Below are 651 nucleotides of genomic sequence, written 5' to 3'. Positions count from 1 at the left end.
AGGTCAGGTTCGTGTTTTGAGGCCGCGGCGCTGCAGGAGCACGGCGACGACGATGATCAGACCCTTGGCGACCAACTGGTCGGCGGTGTTCAGACCATTGAGAATGAACAGATTCGTGATCACCGTGAAGATCAGCAGACCGAGGATCGAACCGATGATCGTGCCCCGCCCACCGGTCAGCAACGTCCCACCGATGATCACCGCGGCGATCGCGTCCAGCTCATACAGATCCCCATGCGTCGACGACCCCGTCGTCGTACGCGCCATGATCAACACAGCCGCGATGCCACAGCACAACCCCGACAACGCATACAACAACACCGTGTGCCGGCGAACATCGATACCCGCCAGCCGCGCCGCCTCCGGGTTACCCCCCACCGCATAGGTCCGCCGCCCGAACGTCGTCCGGTTCAGCACCACCCACCCGATCAGCACCACCAGCGCGAACACATACACCAGCAACGGCAGCCCCAGCACCCGCGTCGTCGACAACTCCACGATCATCGAGTTGTCCGCCTGCACCAGCTGGGTGCGCTGATTCGACATCCGCTGCGCCAGACCCCGCGCCGCCACCAGCATCGCCAGCGTCGCGATGAACGGCACCATCCGCCCATACGACACCAGCAACCCGTTGACCACCCCCGCGCCGGC

Annotated in this window: 1 protein-coding gene; it reads right to left on the bottom strand. The window is 64.5% G+C overall.

Annotation, left to right across the window (positions count from 1 at the left end; all coding sequences use genetic code 11):
• Nucleotides 1–3: 3 nt before the first annotated feature.
• The coding region (locus HHX31_RS33425) for an ABC transporter permease (RefSeq protein ID WP_169953805.1) at nt 4–651 on the bottom strand (648 nt) is incomplete at its 5' end.

Origin of the sequence: Microbispora sp. H11081 (assembly GCF_012999535.1) — a bacterium.
Classification (GTDB): domain Bacteria; phylum Actinomycetota; class Actinomycetes; order Streptosporangiales; family Streptosporangiaceae; genus Microbispora.
This window is presented reverse-complemented; position numbering and strand designations above follow the sequence as displayed.